At 68.0% G+C, this 18,458-nt stretch carries 17 protein-coding genes; 7 read left to right on the forward strand and 10 right to left on the reverse strand.

Features of this window, described 5'->3' with window-relative positions; genetic code table 11:
* From T333_RS01265 to clpB, 4 genes are all read right to left on the reverse strand, one after another.
* Positions 1–813, reverse strand: coding sequence for an SDR family NAD(P)-dependent oxidoreductase (locus T333_RS01265; RefSeq protein ID WP_354998602.1), 813 nt, complete (start codon positions 811–813; stop codon positions 1–3).
* A gap of 25 nt (positions 814–838) precedes the next feature.
* Positions 839–1,897: a TtfA family protein gene (locus T333_RS01270; RefSeq protein WP_496423463.1), complete on the reverse strand. Its 1,059-nt coding sequence runs from the start codon at positions 1,895–1,897 to the stop codon at positions 839–841.
* A gap of 101 nt (positions 1,898–1,998) precedes the next feature.
* On the reverse strand, positions 1,999–2,772 hold the full coding sequence (locus T333_RS01275; RefSeq protein ID WP_357253079.1) for a DUF5666 domain-containing protein: 774 nt from the start codon (positions 2,770–2,772) through the stop codon (positions 1,999–2,001).
* Positions 2,773–2,885: 113 nt separating this feature from the next.
* The gene (gene clpB, locus T333_RS01280) at positions 2,886–5,441 is read right to left on the reverse strand and encodes an ATP-dependent chaperone ClpB (RefSeq protein WP_354998599.1); all 2,556 of its coding nucleotides are present in this window, start codon (positions 5,439–5,441) and stop codon (positions 2,886–2,888) included.
* Between the two features lie 288 nt (positions 5,442–5,729).
* Here clpB and T333_RS01285 point away from each other — a divergent pair, with 288 nt between their 5' ends.
* The 4 genes from T333_RS01285 to T333_RS01300 all read left to right on the forward strand — a co-directional run bounded on the left by T333_RS01285 (position 5,730) and on the right by T333_RS01300 (position 9,856).
* The gene (locus T333_RS01285; RefSeq protein WP_354998598.1) at positions 5,730–6,665 is read left to right on the forward strand and encodes an NADP-dependent oxidoreductase; all 936 of its coding nucleotides are present in this window, start codon (positions 5,730–5,732) and stop codon (positions 6,663–6,665) included.
* An 8-nt stretch (positions 6,666–6,673) separates the two neighbouring features.
* Positions 6,674–7,561, forward strand: a complete 888-nt coding sequence (locus T333_RS01290; protein ID WP_496423464.1) for an LLM class flavin-dependent oxidoreductase — start codon at positions 6,674–6,676, stop codon at positions 7,559–7,561.
* A gap of 320 nt (positions 7,562–7,881) precedes the next feature.
* Positions 7,882–9,039: an FAD-binding oxidoreductase gene (locus tag T333_RS01295; protein WP_354998596.1), complete on the forward strand. Its 1,158-nt coding sequence runs from the start codon at positions 7,882–7,884 to the stop codon at positions 9,037–9,039.
* Between the two features lie 40 nt (positions 9,040–9,079).
* Positions 9,080–9,856, forward strand: a complete 777-nt coding sequence (locus T333_RS01300; RefSeq protein WP_354998595.1) for an FAD-binding oxidoreductase — start codon at positions 9,080–9,082, stop codon at positions 9,854–9,856.
* 91 nt (positions 9,857–9,947) lie between these two features.
* On the opposite strand, the gene T333_RS01305 is transcribed toward T333_RS01300, so the two are convergent.
* The 5 genes from T333_RS01305 to dnaK all read right to left on the reverse strand — a co-directional run bounded on the left by T333_RS01305 (position 9,948) and on the right by dnaK (position 15,856).
* Positions 9,948–11,117 (reverse strand): globin domain-containing protein, encoded by a 1,170-nt coding sequence (locus T333_RS01305; protein ID WP_354998594.1) that lies wholly within the window; start codon positions 11,115–11,117, stop codon positions 9,948–9,950.
* A gap of 577 nt (positions 11,118–11,694) precedes the next feature.
* The gene (locus T333_RS01310) at positions 11,695–12,093 is read right to left on the reverse strand and encodes a heat shock protein transcriptional repressor HspR (RefSeq protein WP_354998593.1); all 399 of its coding nucleotides are present in this window, start codon (positions 12,091–12,093) and stop codon (positions 11,695–11,697) included.
* Positions 12,093–13,250, reverse strand: coding sequence for a molecular chaperone DnaJ (dnaJ, locus tag T333_RS01315; protein WP_354998592.1), 1,158 nt, complete (start codon positions 13,248–13,250; stop codon positions 12,093–12,095). The genes T333_RS01310 and dnaJ overlap by 1 nt, the downstream gene beginning before the upstream one ends.
* Before the next feature lie 102 nt (positions 13,251–13,352).
* Positions 13,353–14,012, reverse strand: a complete 660-nt coding sequence (gene grpE / locus T333_RS01320; RefSeq protein ID WP_354998591.1) for a nucleotide exchange factor GrpE — start codon at positions 14,010–14,012, stop codon at positions 13,353–13,355.
* A complete protein-coding gene (dnaK, locus tag T333_RS01325; RefSeq protein ID WP_354998590.1) occupies positions 14,009–15,856 on the reverse strand; it encodes a molecular chaperone DnaK in 1,848 nt (615 codons plus the stop codon). The genes grpE and dnaK overlap by 4 nt, the downstream gene beginning before the upstream one ends.
* 292 nt (positions 15,857–16,148) lie before the next feature.
* Between dnaK and T333_RS01330 the strand changes: the two genes are divergently transcribed.
* The 3 genes from T333_RS01330 (at position 16,149) to T333_RS01340 (ending at position 17,961) form a co-directional block, all read left to right on the forward strand.
* The gene (locus tag T333_RS01330) at positions 16,149–16,727 is read left to right on the forward strand and encodes a TetR/AcrR family transcriptional regulator (protein ID WP_354998589.1); all 579 of its coding nucleotides are present in this window, start codon (positions 16,149–16,151) and stop codon (positions 16,725–16,727) included.
* A 56-nt stretch (positions 16,728–16,783) separates the two neighbouring features.
* Entirely contained in the window at positions 16,784–17,578 is a 795-nt protein-coding gene (locus T333_RS01335; RefSeq protein WP_354998588.1) for an oxidoreductase, read from the forward strand.
* A gap of 128 nt (positions 17,579–17,706) precedes the next feature.
* On the forward strand, positions 17,707–17,961 hold the full coding sequence (locus T333_RS01340) for a hypothetical protein (RefSeq protein WP_354998586.1): 255 nt from the start codon (positions 17,707–17,709) through the stop codon (positions 17,959–17,961).
* A gap of 134 nt (positions 17,962–18,095) precedes the next feature.
* Here T333_RS01340 and T333_RS01345 read toward each other — a convergent pair whose 3' ends face one another.
* Entirely contained in the window at positions 18,096–18,410 is a 315-nt protein-coding gene (locus T333_RS01345) for a thioredoxin domain-containing protein (protein ID WP_354998585.1), read from the reverse strand.
* Positions 18,411–18,458 lie beyond the last annotated feature (48 nt).

Genomic DNA, 18,458 nt, shown 5'->3' on the forward strand with positions numbered 1-18,458 from the left:
CTAAGTCCTTCCGCGTGAATTGAACAGGCCCCGATTCATTCGGACCTGCAGGGTTCGCGGGATGAGTCCGGCCACCGTGGTGATCGCTTTGTACTGCGCTCCGGGCACGCTGATCACCCGGTCCTTGTCCAGATCACTCAGCGAACCGGCGACGACCTGCTCGACGGAAAGCCACAACGGTTTCGGCAGCGAGGACATCTCGATACCGGCTCGCTCATGGAATTCGGTGTGGACGAATCCGGGGCACAACGCCTGGATCCGAACACCGGTTCCGGCGAGACCGCCCGCCAACCCTTCCGTGAAGGATACGACGTAGGACTTGGAGGCCGAGTAGGTCGATCCCCGACCCGGCACCAGACCCGCGACGCTGGCCACGTTGACGATCGAACCTTTCGCCGCGGCGATCATCGACGGCAGCGCCGCGTGGGTGAGCTGGAGCACGGAGGTGACGTTGACGTCCAGCTGCGCCTGCAACTGCTCGTAGGGCAGCGTCCAGAACTCACCGGAGTGCGCGAAACCCGCGTTGTTCACCAGGAATTCGATGCCCTCGGCGGCCCGGGCGGCGACCTTCTCCCGATCGGCGGCCTGCGCCAGATCGGCGACGAGCACCTCGGAGCGGGTGTCGTATTTGCGCTCGAGTTCGGCCGCGAGTTCCCGTAGCCGCTCCGCGTCCCTGGCGACGAGCACCATGTCGTAGCCGAGCGAGGCGAGCCGCAGCGCGAAGCCGTGGCCGATGCCGGAGGTCGGTCCGGTGATCAGTGCCACCGGGCGGGTCGCGCCGGGCAGGCGCGCGGGAACGGAACTGTCGGTCATCGCGGTGTCGATCCAATCGAGCTGGTCACTGCGGCACGGGGCCCTGATACGGACGGAATCCGGGGTGGAACGGACCGCCGGGGCGGTCTTGCGCGTCGGCGCGGGAGGCGGGCGGCTCCTCCTCCCAGTCGTCGGCGTCGCCGCGGCGCGATTCCGGACGCCAGTCGTCTTCGGCCTCGTCGTCGGACCAGCGGTCCTCGCGCGTCCTGGCCCTGGCGTCGGGGACGACGGCCAGCGAGGGGCGGCGCGACTGCTCGCCCGCGGCCTCCCGCTCGTCCGGTTCGTTGTCCTCGTCGTAGCGGGGGTCGTCGTCGCGGTCGTCGTAGTCGAAGTCGCGGTCGTCGTCACTCGCGCCGGGCGGCAGCACGCGGGAGGCGCCGCGCACCGGCTCCGAACGCGCCTCCTCGGCGCGGTCGCGGGTGCGCGGCTGCGGACGGCCCGGGTCGTGCTCGGCCTTGTTCGCGCCGCGCGGGTCGCTCACCGGAGGCAGCACGTGCAGCAGACCGGACAGGCGCAGCACCGCGTCGATGGCGGACTCCCAATCCTTCGCCGCCGTACCGACATTCAGCATGCCGAGGGTCCAGTTGCCCTCACTCCAGAGCATCTGCACGGTGTCGGGCAGCGTCTCGATGAACGCGACCATCCGCTGATCCACCGCGTGCCTGGCGATCTCCGGATTCGTCGCGAAGACGACCCGGTCGCCGATGGCGCCGAGCAGCTCCAGATCCGCGTCCTTCGGCGGGGACGCCGTCTTGAGCCGCATGTCGACATCGATGTCCGAACCGATCTGGCGGCGCACCGCGACCAGCGTCGCGGCGTCCTCCAGGTCGAACAGAACGAACTTCTCGCCCTTGCGGATACCGGAGACCACGTCGACCGCCGACAGATAGCCGAGTTTGGCCAGCGCGCCGCGCCGCCACGTCGACGGGAGTGCCGGTTCCACCGACACGTAGGTGTACCCCTGGGCCTTGGCCCAGACCTGGCGCGTGTGACCGGTCCGCTGTCGCTGGACCCGATCGAAATACAGCAGCACGATCGCACCAACCAGCGCGATCGCCGCCAACCCGAACCACATAGCCGTCATCGCGGTCTACCCTAATAGGCCCGGACGGTGGAGGGCCGCCTTTGGTGCCGCGACGGGCCGCCGGTCTCGAGCTCTTGCCTCGACACCGCGGCAGGCCGCGCTCATCTTCCGCCGCCGGGCAGCGCGGTGCTGATGATGATCCTGGCGCGAATCGACCCGTCCTGCCCCTTGTCGCCCTGCACCACGACCATGTCGCCGACGGGCAGGTCGGCGGGCTTGGCGCCGGAGAGCGAGATCACCTGGGTGAGTTCGTCGGTCGAGACTTTCACCGTGTTGCCGGAGACGGTGTCGATGGTGAGCTGGCCGCCGTTGTTGGCGCTGATGGTGCCCATGGTCGCGCCCAATTCGTCGATTCCGGGCAGACCCGGAAGACCGCTCGGTGACGGGTCGCGCGGAGACGGGTTCTCCGTCGGGAACGCGCGACCGGTCGGGAACTGGGCGGTCGTCGTGCCGCCCGCCGTCGTGGTCGACGAGTCACGGCCGCCGAGCACCAGCCCGGCGACCACGCCGGCCACCGCGACGAGCGCGACGACTCCGAGTGCGAGCGCGATCCACAGACCTGTATTGCGTTTGGGCGGCGGCTGATCCATCGGTGGACCGCCCGGCGGCACACCGGCGGGCGGGACGCCCATGGGCTGGTCCGGCGCGCCCTGCCACTGCGTGCCGTAGGGGTTTTCGTAAGCGCCCCACTGGTGCTCCATCGGCGGGAGCTGCTTGGTGGCGTTCGCGGGCGGCGGACCCCACTCGAACTGCTCGGTCGACGGATACCTCGTGGTGTCCCCGGACGGGTCGTAGCCGGACGCACCCGGCGAACCGAGGTGCTCGGTCGGCGCATCCTCCGGCCGCTGCCCCCAGGGATCCTTCGGGTTCGTCATGCCATCCAGAGTATGCCCGCCGACCGTCGCGTCCAGGTGACCGAGCCGATTCGGCGAGCCACCCCGAACACGCGGACGCCCCGGCCGCACAGGGCCGGGGCGTCCGGTCGCACTCACCTGCCGACGATCAGACCGTCGCCGTTGCCGCTGACGCCGACCTTCACGGTGTCGCCGTCGGTGACCTCCCCTGCGAGCAGTTCCTTGGCGAGGGTGTCGCCGATGGACTGCTGGATCAGCCTGCGCAGTGGGCGGGCGCCGTAGACCGGGTCGTAGCCGCGGACCGCGAGCCAGAACCTGGCCGAATCGCTGACGTCCAGCTTCAGCCTGCGCTGCGACAGCCGCTTCTGCAGCTGGTCGAGCTGGATGTCGACGATCTGCTCCAGCTGCTCCTCGTCGAGCGAGTGGAACATGACCACGTCGTCGAGCCGGTTGAGGAACTCGGGCTTGAACGCCGAGCGCACCGCGTTCATGACGAAGTCCTTGTCACCGCCCGCACCCAGGTTCGAGGTGAGGATGAGGATGGTGTTGCGGAAGTCGACCGTGCGGCCCTGGCCGTCGGTGAGCCGTCCCTCGTCGAGCACGGCGAGCAGGATGTCGAACACATCCGGATGCGCCTTCTCGATCTCGTCGAACAGCACCACGGTGTAGGGCCTGCGCCGCACCGCCTCGGTGAGCTGGCCGCCCTGGTCGTAGCCGACGTATCCGGGCGGAGCGCCGACCAGACGGGCCACCGAGTGCTTCTCGCTGTACTCGCTCATGTCGATCCGCACCATGGCGCGTTCGTCGTCGAAGAGGAAGTCCGCCAACGCCTTTGCCAGCTCGGTCTTGCCGACGCCGGTGGGGCCGACGAACATGAACGAGCCGGTCGGCCGGTTCGGGTCGGCGACGCCGGCGCGCGCCCTGCGCACCGCGTCGGAGACCGCCTGCACGGCCTCCTTCTGGCCGACGACGCGACGCCCGAGCTCTTCCTCCATGCGGAGCAGTTTCTGGGTCTCGCCCTCCATCAGCCTGCCCACCGGGATGCCGGTCCACGCGGACACCACCTCGGCGATGTCGTCGGGGCCGACCTCCTCCTTGAGCATCACCTCGCCGTCGGGCGCGGCGCCGTTGACCTTCTCGGCCTTCGCCAGCTCCTTCTCCAGCGTCGGGATCCGGCCGTAGCGCAGCTCGGCCGCCTTGCCGAGATCGCCGTCGCGCTCGGCGCGCTCCGATTCGCCGCGCAGGCTCTCCAGCTGTTCCTTGAGCGAACGGACCTGATCGATGGCGTTCTTCTCGTTCTGCCACCGGGTGGTCAGCTGGTTGAGCTTCTCCCGGTCGTCGGCCAGTTCCTGGCGCAGCTTCTCCAGGCGCTGCTTGGAGGCCTCGTCGGTCTCCTTGGTCAGCGCCACCTCTTCGATCTCCAGGCGGCGCACCGCGCGCTCGACCTCATCGATCTCCACCGGGCGCGAGTCGATCTCCATGCGCAGCCGGGAGGCCGACTCGTCGACCAGGTCGATCGCCTTGTCCGGCAGGAACCGCGAGGTGATGTAGCGGTCGGAGAGAGTGGCCGCGGCCACCAGCGCGGAGTCGGTGATGCGCACGCCGTGGTGCACCTCGTAGCGCTCCTTGATACCGCGCAGGATGCCGACGGTGTCCTCCACCGAAGGTTCGCCGACCAGCACCTGCTGGAAGCGGCGCTCCAGCGCGGCGTCCTTCTCGATGTGCTTGCGGTACTCCTCCAGCGTGGTCGCGCCGACCAGCCGCAGTTCGCCGCGGGCCAGCATCGGCTTGATCATGTTGCCCGCGTCCATGGCCGATTCGCCGGTCGCGCCCGCGCCGACGATGGTGTGCAGCTCGTCGATGAAGGTGATGATCTGTCCCGCGCTGTTCTTGATCTCCTCGAGCACGGCCTTGAGCCGCTCCTCGAATTCGCCGCGGTACTTCGCGCCCGCCACCATCGCGCCGAGATCCAGTGACACGACGGACTTTCCGCGCAGCGACTCCGGGACGTCACCCGCCACGATGCGCTGGGCGAGCCCTTCGACGATGGCGGTCTTGCCGACGCCGGGCTCACCGATCAGCACCGGGTTGTTCTTGGTGCGGCGGCTCAGCACCTGCACGACGCGCCGGATCTCGGTGTCGCGCCCGATGACCGGGTCGAGCTTGCCGGAGCGCGCGGCCGCGGTGAGGTCGGTGGAGTACTTCTCCAGCGCCTGGTAGCTGCCCTCGGGGTCGGGATTGGTGACCCGGGCGCTGCCGCGCACGGTGGTGAACGCCTCGCGCAGCGCGTCGGCCGTCGCGCCGTGCTTGGTGAGCAGCATGGTGACGTCCGAATCGCCCTGGGCGAGGCCGACGACGACGTGCTCGGTGGAGACGTACTCGTCACCGAGTTCGGTGGCCAGCCGCTGGGCGGCGGTGATGGCGCCGAGCGCCTCGCGCCCGAGGTTCGGCGTCGTGGTAGCGCCGGTCGCCCTCGGCAGCCGGTCGACGATGTCCTGTGCCTCGCGCCGAACCGTCGCGGGGTCGACGCCGACGGCCTTCAGCAGTGGGGCGGCGATGCCATCGGTCTGATCGAGCAACGCCACCAGCAAGTGGGCCGGACGAATCTCCGGGTTGCCCGCGGCCGACGCTGCCTGGAGCGCCGCGGTCAGCGCCGCCTGGGTCTTGGTGGTGGGATTGAACGAGTCCACAAGTCACCTTCCTCGAGTCGATTCCGCAGCATCGAGTGCCCTCCCCACGTGCGATCACACGCGCGGGGCTCGTGCTGTTCAATCGGTCCAACGCACGAGAGGTTGAGTCTGTTCCGCTCAAGTTTGAAATTTTTCCGGCCCGCCACCCGGCCGATGGCGCGGCTCAACGCTACGCCGCGCCATCGTCGAATGCGATGAATCACGGCGTCCGTGGTGTAGGGATGCATACGAGCACCAAAAGCGGTTAGTTGATGCATCACCCTTCAGCCGAACCGAGGAGCGGAACCGATGCGCGCGATCGTGGTACGGAAGTTCGGAGAACCCGTCGAGCTGGCCGAGATGCCGGTACCCGAGCCGGGCGCGCAAGCGGTCAAGGTGCAACTCGACGCCGCGGGCGTCAACCCCTTCGACCTGAAGATGGCCAAGGGCATCCTGGAAGGCCGGATGCCGCACGACTTTCCGGCGATCCTCGGCGTGGACGGCGCGGGCAGCATCGCCGCGGTCGGCCCCGAGGTCACGAAATTCGCGATCGGCGATCGGGTGGTCGGCAAGTTCCTCGTCCCGCCCGCCGGGCACGGCAGCTTCGCCGAATACTCGGTGCTCCCCGAGGACGCGACGTTGGTGCCCATCCCGGAATCGGTCACCACGATGGCCGCCGCGGCGCTGCCGACCGCGGGCGTCACGGCACAGGACCTGGTCGACGCGGCCCAGATCCGGCCCGGCCAGAAGGTGTTGATCGTCGGCGCCACCGGCGGCGTCGGGTCGTTTCTCGTGCAGCTGGCCAATATCGCGGGAGCGCACGTCATCGCGACGGCGCGCGGCGACGCGGCCGACCAGATGGCCAGGCTGGGCGCGGCGGAGACGGTGGACTACACCCGCGCGTCCGTCGCCGATTCGGTGCGTTTCACCGACTCCGACGGCATCGACGTGCTGTTCGATCTGGTCAGCCCGCCCGAGGCGCTCGCCCCGCTGACCGAACTCGTGCGCGCGGGCGGCGCGGTCTACACCACCGTCTTCTCGGCCGACGAGGCCGCGCTGCGTGATCGCGGCCTGCGCGGCGGGAACTTCGAGTCCAAGGGGCGGGCGCCGGAACTGAACCGTCTGCTGGCGCGCGTCGCGGCGGGCGACGTGGTGGTGCCCATCGACGCGACCGTCCCGCTGGAGGAAGCGCCCGCCGTGCTCGGCGCCGCGGGCGCGCGCGGCAAGACCGTGCTGGCTATCTGAGCCGCGAGATGAGCGCTCGCCCTGTCGAATTCGGGCTCTTCCTGATCCCCGGCGCCGACGACTACCGCCAGCTCACCGAGCTGGCGGCCTACGCCGAATCCGCCGAGCTCGACCTCATCGGCATCCAAGACCACCCCTACCAGCGCCGTTTTCTGGACACCTGGACCCTGATCACCGCGCTCGCCGTGCGCACCGAACGGATCACCTTCTTCCCCGATGTCGCGAACCTGCCGCTGCGCAACCCCGCAGTGCTCGCCAAATCCGTTGCCTCACTGGACATCATGACCGGCGGGCGGATCCAGCTCGGGCTCGGAGCCGGCGCGTTCTGGGACGCCATCGCGGCCATGGGCGGCGAGCGGCTGAGCAAGGGCGAGGCGGTGCGGGCGCTGGCCGAGGCGATCCACGTCATCCGGGCGATGTGGAGCGACGAGCGCGCGGTCCGGGTACCCGGCGCGTTCCATCGGCTCGCGGGCGCGCATCCCGGCCCGCGTCCGCGGCACGATCCCGGCATCTGGCTCGGCGCGATGGGACCGCGCATGCTGACGCTGGTCGGTACGCTCGCCGACGGCTGGCTGCCCTCGGCCGCGTGGGCGCCGCCGGAGTTCCTCACCGAGGCGGGCAAGCGGATCGACGACGCGGCGGCGGGCGCGGGCCGGGACCCATACGCGATCCGCCGGATCTACAACGTCTCGGGCACCATCACCGACAACGGCGTCGATCACGGCTTTCTCGAGGGACCGGTGAGCCGGTGGGTGGACGATCTGACCGCGCTGCACGCCGAGCAGCGCGTCGACGGCTTCGTCTTCTGGCCGACCGAGGGCGACCCGGCGGAACAGATCCGGCGCTACGCGGAGCAGGTCGCCCCCGCCGTTCGCGCTGCGGTTGCCGGGGCGTGAGCGTACCCCTCCAGCGAACCGCACCATACAAGGTTCCCCGACCCCCGGTACTCTGGTCGTTGGCCCAACCATGGGGCCGAGCGCAGCGAGGCAGCAGCGGGCGCGTGAGCGCCGCGAGAGCCGGCCGGGCATACATCCCGAGCTGCCGACTTAGCCGAGGGATAACTCGGAGCGGTCGAGAGCATGCTGCGCATACCCACACGACCACGGACTTTTCGGGGATACTTGTACCCCGAAGGACTCCCGGTTACGGGCACGTCCCTGCGCAGCAGTCGAATATCGGATGCGCAGCTACAAGCGGGAAGGAAGGGAATCTCGTCGTGGATGCGCGTTCTGCAGCGCTGGTCCGCGCCAACTTCCGTTCGGTGAGCGAGTCACCGGGCGGACCCGAGCGGTTGATCAGTGCGTTCTATGGTCATCTGTTCGCCGAGAACCCGCGTTTGCGCGAGCTGTTCCCGCCCGCGATGGACATGCAACCGAAGCGGCTGGCCACGGCCATCCAGTTCGTGCTCGACCACCTAGAGGATTGGGACCGCGCGCAGAAGTTTCTCGAGCAGCTGGCGCGCGACCATCGGAAATACGGCGTCGAGGCCGCACACTACGACCAAGCGGGCCGTGCGTTGCTCGCCGCGTTCCGGGTGTACAACGGCGCGATGTGGAACCGTCAGCTCGAAGAGGGCTGGCGCGACATCACCATCTTGATCTCGGCGTCGATGGCCATCGGCGCCAACTCCGACAAATCCCAGCCGTACTGGGAGGCGACGGTGGTCGGCCACCGCAGGGTGCTCGAAGACCTGGCCATCGTGCGTTTGCAATCCGACTCACCCGTGCCCTACCAAGCCGGACAGTACGTGCCCGTCGCCGTGCCGCAGCGACCCAAGATGTGGCGCTACTTCTCACCGGCGATCCCGTCGAATCCCTACGGCGAGATCGAATTCCACGTGCGCAAGATCCGCGGCGGCTGGGTGAGCCCGGCCATCGTCAACGAGACGCAGGTGGGCGATCGCTGGCTGATCGGCGGCCCGCTCGGCGGCCTGCACGTCGACCGCGACGCCGGGCGCGACGTGCTGCTCATCGGCGCGGGCACCGGCATCGCCCCGCTGCGCGCCCAGCTCATCGAGATGAGCCAGCGCGGCATCAACCCGCGCGTGCACTTCTTCATCGGCGGCCGCTACCCGTGCGATCTCTACGACGTGGAGAACATGTGGCAGCTCTCGCAGAGCAATCCGTGGCTCACCATCGTCCCGGTGTGCGAGCAGAAGACCAACCCGTGGTGGTACCCGCACCCCGCCGCCGACGCGCCCTACGGCATGCACCGCAGGCTGGTCGGCAATCTGGGCGCGGTGGTAGCCAGCTTCGGCGCCTGGGCCGACCGCCAGATCCAGATCGCGGGCTCGGCGCGGATGATCGCCGAGACCCGCAGGGCGCTCATCGCGGTCGGCACGCCGGAACACGTCATCAGCTGCGATCCCGTCTGATCCAACGCGGCCCGCGCCGCACAACTACAGAGGAGTTCCTATGACGGAGCCGGGCACGCTCGGCAACGGAGTCGCGCAAGCGGAGTGGACCTCGACCGTCGTCGGCCACCACCGCTTACGCCACGACGTGGCGGTGATCCGCCTGATCGGCGAGTTCGTGCCGTTCGTCGCGGGCCAATCCGTCGAGGTCCGGGCGCCGCAACAGCCCGGCGTGCGCCGCAGGCTCTCCCCCGCGCTACCGCCCTCGTTGGACGGCAAGCTGGAGTTCCACGTGCGCACCGTGCCGGGCGGCTGGCTCAGCGGCTCGCTGGTCGCCGACACCCAACCGGGCGACGAATGGCGGATCGCCGCGCCGCAGGGCACCTTCACCGTCGACCCGGAGGGTGACGAGGTGGTGATGATCGCGGGCGGCACCGGCCTCGCGCCGATGCGTTCGCAGATCCTGGAACTGGCGCGGGTGCCCGAGCCGCCGCGCACCTACCTGTTCGTCGGCGGCAGCTCACCGCGCGACCTGTACGCCGCCGACATGCTCTACCTGCTCGCCGAGGAGCTGGACTGGCTCACCGTCGTCCCGGTGGTGGAGAGCCTGGAGGACCCGAACTGGGCAGACGAGTGGTACGAGCAGACGCGCGTGGACATCGGCTTCCCCGCGGACGAACTGCTCGAGGGCACGCTCGCCGACGTGATCGGCTCGCACGGCGCCTTCGATCGCCACCAGGTGCTCGTGTGTGGTTCCCCCGCGATGACGCGGGCCACGCTGGATCGGCTCGTGGAGACCGGCACGCCGGCCGAACGCATTCAGTACGAAGGACTTTGACGGCCATCGTTCCGGCGAAGGCCGGGATCCAGTCGCAGACCCGCGGATAGTCGTCACCCGCTTGGATCCCGACCTTCGCCGGAACGACGACTCAGAACAGCGGATCGTGGCGGATGTTCTTGGTCTGGGTGCCCGCCGCCATCAAGCGGAACTTGGTGGTCTGCACCATCGAGGGCGAGCCGACGATCTGCACGTCGCGATCGGCCCACGGCCCGTAGCTGGCGACGACCTTGCCGATCTGGCCGGTCATGCGCGGCTCCAGGCCCGGCCACATTCGCTCGACCTCCCCGGCTTCGTAATACCACCAAGGGTTTTCGTCGCTCTCGCTGACCGGCGTGACGGTCAGCCAGCGGTTGGCCATGGCCAGCTTGCTCAACGTCTCCAAATCGTAGAGATCGCACGGGTGATGGCCGCCGACGAACAGGTGCACCTTCGGATTGGTTCGCCGCAGCGCCATTTGCATGAGCTGGGCGCGCAGCGGCGCGATACCGGTGCCGCAGCCCACCATGAGCATCTTGCGTTTGGTGTTGCGCGGCACGCCGAGGCCGCCGAGCGGCGAGCCGATCAGCCACTGGTCCCCGACCTGCGTCTGGCCGACGATGGCCGGGCTGACCCAGCCGCCGAGCACGCCGCGCACGTGGAACTCGATCTCGCCGTTGGCATTCGCGGGCACGGCGGGCGAGAGGTACCGCCACATCCGCGGCCGCGACGGGATCTGCACGCTCATGTATTGACCCGCGGCGTACTGCATCGGCTGATCGAGCTGTAATCGCACGATGGCGAGATTGCGTAGGACGAGCCGGTTCTCCAGCACCCGGCCGGACCAGACCGCGGGCGTCATCTCCTTCTCGGCGGCGCCCATCATCGTCTCGCTGATGACCGTCAGGCCCTCGTCCCAGGCCCTCTCGACCTCGTCGGTCCACATCTCGGTACCCGCGAAGCGCCGCATCGCGGTCTTCAGCGAAGTGGCCACCGCGGCGTAATGTTCGGCCTGCACACCGTATTTGCGGTGATCGCGGCCGAGTTGAGCGAGGAACGGCAACAGCTTGTTCGGTTCCTCGAGCCGATCGAGCGCGTAGCCGATGGCCTTGACGAGACGGTCACGCTGCGAATCCATCGCGGCGGGGAAGAAATCGCGGACCTGCGGATAGTCCGAGAACAGGGTCGCGTAGAACGACCTGGCCAGTCTTTCCGGCCCCCCTTCCTCCGCAGCAACCGCCTTGAACGTCGTTCTGATCAAAGCGACAGTCCGCGAATCCATTTGTCTCACAACCCCATTTCGCACTAGAACATAATGCGCGCCGGCGAGTGAGGTGCTGCGGGACACTCGACAGCAGCCGATGCCAAGGAGTGTAGGCGAGGTTAGCCAGCAACGGAATGCCACCTTCGAACATCACGCGTGTAATTCCACCGAAACAAGAATCGAAAGAGCAAAACTCCCAAATAACAGACCGAAAGACCGTAATAGAGCGTTGGATTCGGTCGCACCTTCACCGAATTCGCGTGCCCCGGTTTGCAAGACTCGTCCAGTTGACCTGGGGCGAGCGACCTTTGGGCAACCGCCCGCACGCTACCGGGACCCGCACCGGAGCAATTTCCGCGCATTCGCGGCATCGAGAACAAGCGGACCAGACGGTTCGATACACCGTACGAATACGACCACGAAAAGGCCTGTGGCCCAGCAAACTCGAGTACTCCTCCAGCAAACTTCCACTGCATTTCACCGGAGCGTCTCTCGGGATTTCCCGCGCGTCCAACTACTGATCAAATGACCAGAAATAGCGAAGGGCCCCGCTCCGACCCGAGAGGTCGGCAGCGGGGCCCGAGAACCCTTCGCCTCAGCGCTGATTACGTGGCTTCCACACCACCAGCGCCGTACTGCGTTGCGGCGGAGTGAGATCCGGACGGTAGCCCGCCCGCAGCCGCTCCAATTCCGCACGCGTCTCGGCGAGTTGCTCGCGTAATTCCTCGACCTGATTGGTCAGTTCGATGATGCGTTTGATGCCCGCCAGGTTCACGCCCTCGTCTTGGGACAGCCGCTGCACTTCGCGCAGCAGCTCGACGTCCCGCGCCGAATAACGTCGCCCGCCACCCGAAGTACGTTGCGGCGTCACGAGTCCCAGGCGGTCATAGGTGCGCAGGGTCTGCGCGTGCATGCCCGCCAGCTGGGCCGCCACCGAGATCATGAAGAACTCGGTTCGCGACGCACCGGACGCCTTCTTCGGATCAGTGGACATCACGCACCTGCCCATCCCGCACGAGGATCGAATCCGCTGGACTTCTCCGCCTCCCGGTAGCGCTCCAGCGCGTCGGTGGCATCGCTGTCCAGTTTCTGCGGCACCGCGACCTTGACGGTGACCAGCAGGTCACCCGCGCCGCCGCCGCGCTTGGGAACGCCGCGGCCACGCACCCGCAGGATCCGGCCGTCGGCGGTGCCCGGCGGCACCTTCACGCCGACGCGCCCTTCCAACGTGGGCACGGAAACCGTTGTGCCGAGCACCAACTCAGCGTAACTGACCGGCAGCACCAGGGTGAGGTCGTCGCCGTTGCGGCCGAAGACCTTGTCCTGGCTGACGTGCACGCTGACGTACAGGTCGCCCGAGGGCGCACCGCGCAGTCCCGCCTCGCCCTGCCCCGCCAACCGGATCCGCTGGCCGTCGCTGACGCCCGGCGGAATCCGCACCGTGATGGTGCGGGTGCGGTTCTGGATCCCGTTGCCGTGGCAGTCGGGGCACGGGTCGTCGATGATCGAGCCGGAACCCCGGCACTCGTCGCACGGCTCGCTGAATCCGAACGCGCCCTGGTTGCGGCTGATCACACCGGCGCCGTTGCAGTTGGGGCAGACCCGGGGACTGGTCCCCGGTTTCGCACCGCTGCCGTGACACGTGGTGCACGGCGACGGACTTGTCATCCGCAGCGGAACGGTGACGCCCTGCGCGGCCTCGCGGAAGCCCAGGGTCGTCTCGGTCTCCACGTCGGCGCCGCGCCGCGGCCTGCTCGTGGAGCGGGTGCCGCCCCGATTGAACAGGCCGCCGAGCAGGTCACCGAGCCCGCCGTCACCTGTGGTGGCGCCGCCGAAGATATCGCCGATATTGAAGTCCTGCGAGAAGCCGCCCCCGCCACCGGGTGTGAACCCGCCACGCGGATAACCGCCGCCCGCGAAGAGTTTTCGCGTGTCGTCGTACTCCTTGCGCTTGGCCGGATCCGACAGCACGGCATGCGCCTCGCTGACGGCCTTGAAGCGCTCCTCGGCCTTGGTGTCACCCGGATTGGCGTCCGGATGCAGGTCGCGGGCGAGCTTGCGGTACGCCTTCTTGATCTCGTCCTGCGAAGCGCTGGAGGAGATACCCAGCTCCTTGTAGAAGTCCTTTTCGATCCACTCCCGTTGGCTCACCGAGTATCTCCTCCTTTCGCAGTGTTGGATGTGCCGCGCTCCCGGGCCCCTACGTGGCCACGCTTCGCTACCGCCTCCGGGTCCGTCGCTCGCGCAGCAGTGTTAGTCGTCAGCATTGGCATCTGCATCCGATGCCTCGTTCTCAGCCAAATCGGCCACGCCATCGGTTACCCCGACGAGCGCGTGCCGAAGCACCCGATCGCCGAACCGATAGCCCTTGCGCATTACGACACCGAGCACCGGATCCGCGCCGGAACCCTCGTGCTGCACGGCCTCGTGCAGGGTCGGATCGAAGGGCTCGCCCTCCGTGCCGAACTCCTCGAGGCCTTGCTTGCGCAGCGCGTCGACCAGTTTGTCCGCCACCGACTTCAGCGGTCCGGACTCGAGGTCGCCGTGGGCCCTCGCGCGATCCAGATCGTCGAGCACGCCGAGCAGTTCGGTGACCACGGCCGCCTTGGCGCCGTCGATGGCGGCCTTGCGGTCGCGCTCGACGCGGCGCCGGTAGTTGGCGTATTCCGCGGTCAGCCGCTGTAGGTCGGCGGTGCGCTCGGCCAGCTCGACACCGATCGTGTCGGCCAGCGTCTCGGCTGCCTCGGCAGTCCCGACGCCATTGCCTTCCGCACCGTTCGCGCCCTCGGGGCCGGGCCCGGTCGCGTTGTCCGCGACCGGTTCCCGGACCTCACCGGTGGCCGGATCGACCTTGCGCTTGTCGACGAAGGTGATCGGCTCCTGTGCCGAATCGCCCTGGTTGTCCTCGGTCACTTCTTCTCCGTGTCGACCGGCTCGTCAACGACCTCGGCATCGACGACCTGGTCGTCGTTCGCGGAGCTGGACGCGCCGTTGCCGGACGCGGCCTGCTCGGCGGCGGAGGCCTCGTAGATGGCCTGGCCGAGCGCCTGCGACTCGGTGGCGAGCTTCTCCACCGCGGACTTCACGGCCGCGATGTCGGTGCCCTTCAGCGCCTCGTTGGCCTCGGCGATGGCCGCCTCGACCTTGGACTTCACGTCCGCGGGCACCTTGTCCTCGTTCTCCTTGATGAACTTCTCGGTCTGGTGCACCAGCGACTCGGCCTGGTTGCGGGTCTCCGCCTCCTCGCGACGCGCCTTGTCCTCGGCCGCGTGCGCCTCGGCGTCCTTCACCATCCGGTCGATCTCCTCCTTGGACAGGCCGGAGCCGTCCTGGATCTTGATCGTGTTCTCCTTGCCGGTGCCCTTGTCCTTCGCGGTGACGTGCACGATGCCGTTGGCGTCGATGTCGAAGGTGACCTCGATCTGCGGCACGCCGCGCGGGGCCGGCGGGATGCCGGTCAGCTCGAAGGAGCCGAGCAGCTTGTTGTGCGAAGCGATCTCGCGCTCTCCCTGGAACACCTGGATCTGCACCGACGGCTGGTTGTCGTCGGCCGTGGTGAAGGTCTCCGAGCGCTTGGTCGGAATGGTGGTGTTGCGCTCGATGAGCTTGGTCATCACGCCGCCCTTGGTCTCGATGCCCAGCGACAGCGGGGTCACATCGAGCAGCAGGACGTCCTTGACCTCACCCTTGAGCACGCCGGCCTGCAGGGCGGCGCCCACGGCGACGACCTCGTCCGGGTTCACGCCCTTGTTGGGCTCCTTGCCGCCGGTCAGCTCGCGGACCAGGTCGGAGACGGCGGGCATACGGGTCGAGCCGCCGACGAGGACCACGTGGTCGATGTCGGCGACGTTGATGCCGGCGTCCTTGATCACGGACTGGAACGGCGCACGAGTGCGGTCCAGCAGGTCCGAGGTGATCTTCTGGAACTCGGCGCGGGTCAGCTGCTCGTCGAGGAACAGCGGGTTCTTGTCCGCGTCGACGGTGATGTAGGGCAGGTTGATCGAGGTCGACTGCGACGAGGACAGCTCGATCTTGGCCTTCTCGGCAGCCTCGCGCAGACGCTGCATGGCCATCTTGTCCTTGGTCAGGTCGATGCCCGAGGTGCCCTTGAACTTGTCGACCAGCCAGCCGACGACCCGCTCGTCCCAGTCGTCGCCACCGAGGTGGTTGTCACCGGAGGTGGCGCGGACCTCGACGACGCCCTCGCCGATTTCCAGCAGCGAGACGTCGAAGGTGCCGCCACCGAGGTCGAAGACCAGGATGGTCTGTTCCTTGTCGCCCTTGTCCAGGCCGTACGCGAGCGCGGCAGCGGTGGGCTCGTTGACGATACGCAGCACGTTCAGACCGGCGATCTGACCGGCTTCCTTGGTCGCCTGGCGCTGCGAGTCCTCGAAGTAGGCGGGCACGGTGATGACCGCGTCGGTGATCTCCTCACCGAGGTAGGCCTCCGCGTCGCGCTTGAGCTTCATCAGCACGCGCGCGCTGATCTCCTGCGCGGTGTACTTCTTGTCATCGATGCCGACGGACCAGTCCGTGCCGATGTGGCGCTTGACGGAGCGGATGGTGCGGTCGACGTTGGTCACGGCCTGGTTCTTCGCAGGCTGACCGACCAGCACCTCGCCGTTCTTCGCGAACGCGACGATCGACGGGGTGGTGCGCGATCCTTCCGAGTTGGCGACGACGACCGGCTCGCCGCCTTCGAGAACGGCGACTACCGAGTTCGTGGTCCCGAGGTCGATTCCGACCGCACGAGCCATGTTGGTTCCTCCTGATTGACGTACTTACTTGTCGGTGCCGGGCGAGTCTGGCCCGCCCTACGGCGTGTGCGTCGCACCGCCGCGAGACCTCGCCCCTAGCACCTCACGGAGCACGGTCCCAGCAACGCTGAGCGTGGTCGGCTCAATCTTGCACCCGATCCGCGCCGGGCGTCAACTCAAACTTGAGTCCGACACACTCAACGTCGTCGACAAGCTCAACCTCCGACCTGCGCGACCTATTCCCAGAAATTAAAATTGACCTACGGGTACAAAACCGACTACGCTCGATCGCGTGGGCAGGCCGAAACAGTTCGATCCGGAGGCCGCGGTGGCACGGGCGACCGAGGTGTTCTGGCGCAAGGGCTATGCCGACACGACCCCGCAGGACCTCGTGGACGCGCTCGGCATCGGAAAAGGCAGCCTCTACAACACTTTCGGCAGTAAGCACGCGCTGTTCGAGCGGGCGCTCGGGCACTACCGGGACAATCAGGCCGCGGCCATCACGGGACTGCTCGAGCAATCCGGGTCGGTGAAAGAGCGGCTACGCGGCGCCTTGCGACTGGTCGCGGAGACCAATCTCGCCGATCCGGACCGTCGCGGCTGCTTCGCGGTGAACACCGCGGCGGCGCTCGGCGGCGCGGACGCGGCGGCCACCGCGCTGGTCCGGCGGATGTTCGACCGCACGGAGGCGGCGTTCCAGGCCGCCATCGAGGAAGGGCAGCGCGCCGGGGAGATCGACCGCGGCCGGGATTCGCGGGCGATCGCCAGCATGCTGCTCAGCACGTTGATCGGGATGCAGGTGCTGTCCAAGACGGCCGACGGGCCGGACCGTTCGATGCGCACGATCGACGCGGTGATCGACTCGCTCTGAATTCTCTGCTTTCGAGCGGCTTTCGCACACCCCAGTTTTGTACCTCTAGTTAAAGAATGGAAGGCACCATGGATCTCCAGCTCAACGGCAAGACCGCGGTCGTCACCGGGGCGAGTCGCGGCATCGGGCTCGCGACGGTGCGCCGGCTGACCGGCGAGGGCGTGCGCGTCGTCGGCGCGGCGCGCAAACCCACCGCCGAACTCGAGGCGACGGGTGCGGTGGCCGTGGCGGTCGACCTCGCCGCGCCCGAGAGTGCGGACGAACTGGTGGAGCGTGCGACGGCCGAACTCGGCGGCATCGATCTGCTCGTCAACAATGTCGGCGGCGGCGACGCGGTGGACATCGGCGGATTCGCCAGTATCGATGACGCGCACTGGCGAGAAGTGTTCGATCTCAACCTCTTTGCCGCCGTTAGAGTCACCAGGGCGGCGCTGCCGTTCCTGACCGACGGCGGCGGCGCGATCGTGAACGTGTCATCGATCGGCGCACGCCGCCCGGCCGGACCGCCGCTGGCTTACAACGTCGCCAAGGCCGCGCTCACCGCGTTCGGCAAGGGGTTGTCCGAAGAGCTTGGCCCACAAGGTGTTCGGGTGGCGACCGTTTCCCCGGGTCCGGTGCGGACCGATATCTGGGAGGCGCCGGACGGTTTCGGCGGAAAGCTGGCCGCCGCTGTCGCGGTGGAGCAAGCCGAGTTCCTCGGTCACGTGCCCGCGCGGATGGGGATGGTGACGGGGCGGATCACCGAGCCGGACGAGGTCGCGGCGCTGATCACGTTCCTGCTTTCGGATGTGGCGGGGAGTATCACGGGGTCGGATCACTTGATCGACGGGGGGATCGTCAAGTCGGTCTGAAAGACGTGCTTGCATACCCATGAGAACCGCCGATGCCTCGGTGGCGTGATTGTCGATTGCGCTGTGTAACAAGCATTTCCGCCGAGGCGATGCAGGCAGGTCAGCGCAACGCTCGGGGATGAGGACGGATGCAGGTCGGAATCGCGATCGCCATGATGGCTTTGGTCGGCACACTCGCGTACAAGAAGGGGTTGCAACCGTTGGCCTGGTTGCTCGCGGCCGGTCCGATCGGCTTCATCGTTTTGTTCTTCCTGCCGTCGGCCAAGGAGGAAGGGTTGGACAAAGCGACCCGGGCGTCGCGGACCGAGCTGGGGAATACGGTGGGGATGGTCCTCTCGGGGCTCGTGGTGCTGGCGTCGCTCGTCTTCTTGGCGCTCGCGTAGGCGTCATCCGCGAGTGTCGGGCGAGCCGGCGCGGTTCGGCACACCGGTGCCTCTCGGCGAAAACGCGAAGCACCGCCAGCGCGGGTAGCCAGACGTCACGTCGATCGGCACGCGGCGGGTAGGAGTTCGCGGGGTCAGAAGTGCGCGCTCAACGCGGCGGTCAGGTTTCGGGCGGCTCCGCGCACCACGTCGACCCGTTTTCCGTCCAGGAAGAGGTAGTAGCTCGGCGGCTCGACCGGGTCGTCGAGTTCCTGCCCCACGGCGTCCCGGACGGTGTCCAGGTCGAGCGCGAAGAACGAGACGTCCGCATGCTCCTCGGCGAGGCGGTCGAGTTCTTTCTTGATGTCCTGGCACTCCGGGTCCCGCTCGACCTGGCAGTAGACGACGACCTTGGCGTTGTTGGCGAGGGCCTGGCGGAAGTCCTCGGCGGACAGCAGGGTGTGGATCACGGCGGGCTCCGATCGGCGCGGGGGTGGGAATGGCCAGAAGCAGGTATG

This window comes from Nocardia sp. CNS-044, assembly GCF_059570515.1.

Coding starts and splice junctions, on each gene's coding strand:
- T333_RS01340 (WP_354998586.1), top strand. CDS start 17,707: ATGCAGGTCGGAATCGCGATCGCCATGATGGCTTTGGTCGGCACACTC.
- T333_RS01300 (WP_354998595.1), top strand. CDS start 9,080: ATGACGGAGCCGGGCACGCTCGGCAACGGAGTCGCGCAAGCGGAGTGG.
- dnaK (WP_354998590.1), bottom strand. CDS start 15,856: ATGGCTCGTGCGGTCGGAATCGACCTCGGGACCACGAACTCGGTAGTC.
- T333_RS01275 (WP_357253079.1), bottom strand. CDS start 2,772: ATGACGAACCCGAAGGATCCCTGGGGGCAGCGGCCGGAGGATGCGCCG.
- T333_RS01290 (WP_496423464.1), top strand. CDS start 6,674: ATGAGCGCTCGCCCTGTCGAATTCGGGCTCTTCCTGATCCCCGGCGCC.
- T333_RS01335 (WP_354998588.1), top strand. CDS start 16,784: ATGGAAGGCACCATGGATCTCCAGCTCAACGGCAAGACCGCGGTCGTC.
- T333_RS01265 (WP_354998602.1), bottom strand. CDS start 813: ATGACCGACAGTTCCGTTCCCGCGCGCCTGCCCGGCGCGACCCGCCCG.
- T333_RS01305 (WP_354998594.1), bottom strand. CDS start 11,117: ATGGATTCGCGGACTGTCGCTTTGATCAGAACGACGTTCAAGGCGGTT.
- T333_RS01285 (WP_354998598.1), top strand. CDS start 5,730: ATGCGCGCGATCGTGGTACGGAAGTTCGGAGAACCCGTCGAGCTGGCC.
- T333_RS01310 (WP_354998593.1), bottom strand. CDS start 12,093: ATGTCCACTGATCCGAAGAAGGCGTCCGGTGCGTCGCGAACCGAGTTC.
- T333_RS01270 (WP_496423463.1), bottom strand. CDS start 1,897: ATGACGGCTATGTGGTTCGGGTTGGCGGCGATCGCGCTGGTTGGTGCG.